At 46.1% G+C, this 3,622-nt stretch carries 3 protein-coding genes and 1 pseudogene; all 4 read left to right on the plus strand.

Annotated features, from left to right (window positions below; genetic code table 11):
* Positions 1 to 983, plus strand: a 983-nt coding sequence (gap, locus tag ACRBG0_RS28450; RefSeq protein ID WP_431490212.1) for a type I glyceraldehyde-3-phosphate dehydrogenase, incomplete at its 5' end; no start/stop codon positions are given.
* A 144-nt stretch (positions 984 to 1,127) separates the two neighbouring features.
* Positions 1,128 to 1,789: phosphoglycerate kinase (locus tag ACRBG0_RS28455; protein WP_431490213.1), on the plus strand; the 662-nt coding region annotated here is incomplete at its 3' end.
* Between the two features lie 2 nt (positions 1,790 to 1,791).
* A pseudogene (gene pgk / locus ACRBG0_RS28460) lies at positions 1,792 to 2,328 on the plus strand (phosphoglycerate kinase); the annotation flags it as partial.
* 241 nt (positions 2,329 to 2,569) lie between these two features.
* A complete protein-coding gene (locus tag ACRBG0_RS28465; RefSeq protein WP_431490214.1) occupies positions 2,570 to 3,514 on the plus strand; it encodes a TerC family protein in 945 nt (314 codons plus the stop codon).
* The last annotated feature ends 108 nt before the right edge of the window (positions 3,515 to 3,622 follow it).

The following is a 3,622-nucleotide window of genomic DNA, read 5'->3' on the forward strand; positions in this document are numbered from 1 at the left end:
TCAACGGTTTCGGACGCATCGGTCGCTTGACCTTCCGTAACCTCCTCAAGAAAGACGGTATTGAAATCGTTGCTATCAACGACCTAACTGATAACGCTACACTCGCTCATCTTTTGAAGTATGATTCTGCACAAGGCCCATTCGAGGGTACGGTAGAAGCTACCGATGATGCCCTAATCGTAAACGGTAAAAAGATCGTTTGCCTTTCTGAGCGTGATCCTTCTGCACTTCCTTGGGCAGAACACAACATTGACTTGGTACTAGAATGTACTGGACGTTTTGTTACCAAAGAAAATGCTAGCATGCACCTAAAAGCAGGTGCTAAAGATGTTTTACTTTCTGCTCCTGGCAAAGGAGAAGGCATCCAAACCATTGTACTTGGTGTAAACCACGAAGACTTGGATCGCCGTGCTAACATATTCTCGAATGCTTCTTGTACCACCAACTGTTTGGCACCGGTCGTAAAGATCGTCAATGACAACTATGGTATCCAGCTTGGTTCGATGACCACTACCCACGCTTACACAGCTGACCAGCGTATTCAGGATGCTCCTCACAAGGACCTTCGTCGCGCACGTGCAGCTGCTTACAACATCGTTCCTACCAGCACTGGTGCTGCGGCGGCCGTGAAGTTGGTATACCCTGCTATTGGCAACAAACTTTCGGCTATTGCTGTACGTGTACCTGTTGTTACCGGTTCTATGATCGAACTGAACGTAGTACTGGACAAAACACCTGGCAGTGTTGCTGAAGTAAACGCTAAGTTTAAGGAAGCTGCGGAAGGCCCAATGAAAGGTTACCTACAGTACACCGAAGACCCTATCGTTTCTAGCGATATCGTTCGTAATCCTCACTCTTCTATTTTCGATTCTCTGATGACCAACATCAACGGAAACATGCTGAAAGTAGTAAGCTGGTACGACAACGAGGCGGGTTACTCAGCTCGTTTAGCTGATTTCGCTCACTTGATCTGTACTAAATAACTTAGTACTAGGTGCTAGGCCAGGTGCGGGGTACTAGGTGCGAGGTGCGAGGTATAAGGTCTTCTTGGAGGCCTACATCGCACTCCGCACCCGGTACTCCGCACTTAGTACAAAGTACTATCCCTCATTCAAAACTTCCCACCCATGCTGAATTCTGCAGGTAAAAAAGCGCTTATCCGCGTTGATTTTAATGTTCCTCTTGATAGTGAATTCCAAATTACAGACGACACGCGCATCCAGGCTGCCGTTCCTACCATTAAAAAGGTGCTGGCCGACGGAGGTGCGGCAATTTTAATGTCACACCTTGGACGTCCACAGAAAAAGAAACTGGAAGACGGCAGCATTGATGTGCAGCAATTCACCTTACGTCACATCGTCGCTCATCTTTCAACGGTACTCGGTGTTGATGTTAAGTTTTCTCCTGATACCGTTGGCCCTAAAGCCAAAGCCTTGGCCGAAAGCTTGCAGCCGGGCGAGGTGATGCTTTTGGAAAACACCCGCTTTGCAGCTGGAGAAGAAAAAGGCGACGAAGCGCTTGCTAAGCAATTGGCAGAACTGGGTGATGTATACATCAACGATGCTTTTGGTACTGCTCACCGGGCTCATGCTTCTACAGCTGTAATGGCCCAATACTTCAATGCCGATCAAAAGTCATTTGGCTTTTTGATGGACAAAGAAGTCGTGAGTGCTAATAAGGTACTTCACAACCCGGAACACCCGCTTACCGCTATCGTTGGTGGTGCTAAAGTATCTGATAAGATTCTATTGCTGGATCGCCTGCTCGACAGCGTTGATAATCTGATTATNNGGTGGTGGCATGGCTTATACTTTCGCCAAAGCGCAAGGAGGAAGCATTGGTAACTCTATCTGCGAAGAGAATAAAACCGACTTGGCGCTTCAGTTGCTCCAAAAAGGTCGTGACAAAGGGGTAAACATCTACTTGCCTACCGACAACAAGATTGCAGATGGTTTCTCCAATGATGCAGCAAGTCAGTTTGCAGCAACTGGTTCCATTCCTGACGGTTGGGAAGGCCTGGATATTGGCCCAGACAGTATTGAAACGTTCGGCAAAGTGGTGTTGGCATCCAAAACAATCCTTTGGAATGGTCCAATGGGCGTTTTTGAATTTGAGAACTTCGCTCACGGCACCAAAGCCATGGCCGAATATGTTGCTCAAGCTACCAAAGCCGGCGCTTATTCATTGATTGGTGGTGGCGACTCTGTTGCTGCTGTCAACCAGATGGGGCTAGCAGATGATGTTAGCCACGCCTCTACTGGTGGTGGTGCTATGCTCGAATATCTGGAAGGTAAAACCTTACCTGGAATTGCTGCGATTGAGTCTTAAGCATATCAAACGGCATGCGATCAATACCTCTTGGTTTTAATCGTGCCTCGCTAAGCCTGTTAAACAACAAAGGCCCGTGTACTGATTTATTTAGTATACGGGCCTTTGTCTTCTAATAATATTTTACATTCGTTGGCAGAAAATGGCCTTTCGTCGAATTATCCCCACTTGTGGAGCACAAAAGGTCATGCATTGTGTTACTTTTAGGGCCAACACAAGGTCACAAGGCTAAACTTATTCTATGCTGCTCTGGAGCATCTTTATCGTATTTATACTTTTTTTATTAGGACTAGACCTCGGCGTCTTTAATCGGGACAACCATGTACCCAGTACACGCGAAGCACTTCGCTGGACGAGCCTTTGGGCTGCTGTAGGGCTAAGTTTTTCTTTAGTGGTCTACTATCTTTACGATCACCATTGGGGCACCAGAGACCTCACTGGTGGCGATGCTGTCCTCAAGTACCTGAGTGGTTATCTGGTAGAGCTTTCATTGAGCATGGACAATGTATTCGTTATGGCCTTAATTTTCAAGTACTTCAAAATCCCTCAGCAATTTCAACACCGAGTTTTATTCTGGGGTATTCTAGGTGCGTTGATATTTAGAGGCATCATGATCGGAGCGGGTGTTTGGTTAATGGAGCAATTCCAATGGATGATGTATATTTTTGGAATTATCCTGATTTACAGCGCCTACAAGATGCTCACCAGCGAAGAAGAGGTTGATCCCAATCGGAATCCAATCATCAAATACGCTAAGAAGATATTCCCTATCAGCAAGCAGATCGAAGATGAATCGTTCTTTGTACGCCGCAAACATATTTTGGCGGCCACTCCCCTCTTCATTGCTTTATTGATGATAGAAACCACCGATGTACTTTTTGCTTTCGATTCCATTCCCGCTATTCTGGCGATTACCACCGATCCATTTTTAGTTTTCTCTTCCAATGTATTTGCTATCCTGGGGCTGCGTTCCCTTTATTTCGTCTTGGCCTCAATGATGGATCGCTTTGAATACATGAAATACAGTTTGGCCATCATCCTGTTTTTCGTTGCCGCCAAAATGATGCTCCACCAATACTGGCACCCAGCCGAATGGCTGAGCCTGGTTGTTATCTTTGTATTGTTAGCCGGTGGGGTTTTCGTTTCCCTGTATCAAACCAGAAAGGAAGAGAATGTTAATGGTTAAATGGTTGATGGTTGACCAACCTTAAGTGCTCTAATTATTTCCCACTTCCCAGTTCCGACTTTTCCTGTGAAACACATCCCGGAACGAAGCCATTTTCAACAATGGGAA

The sequence above is a fragment of the Lewinella sp. genome, from assembly GCF_050633125.1.
GTDB lineage: Bacteria > Bacteroidota > Bacteroidia > Chitinophagales > Saprospiraceae > Lewinella.

Excerpts from the sequence above, each read along its gene's own strand:
- ACRBG0_RS28465 (WP_431490214.1), top strand. The coding sequence starts at position 2,570 with ATGCTGCTCTGGAGCATCTTTATCGTATTTATACTTTTTTTATTAGGA.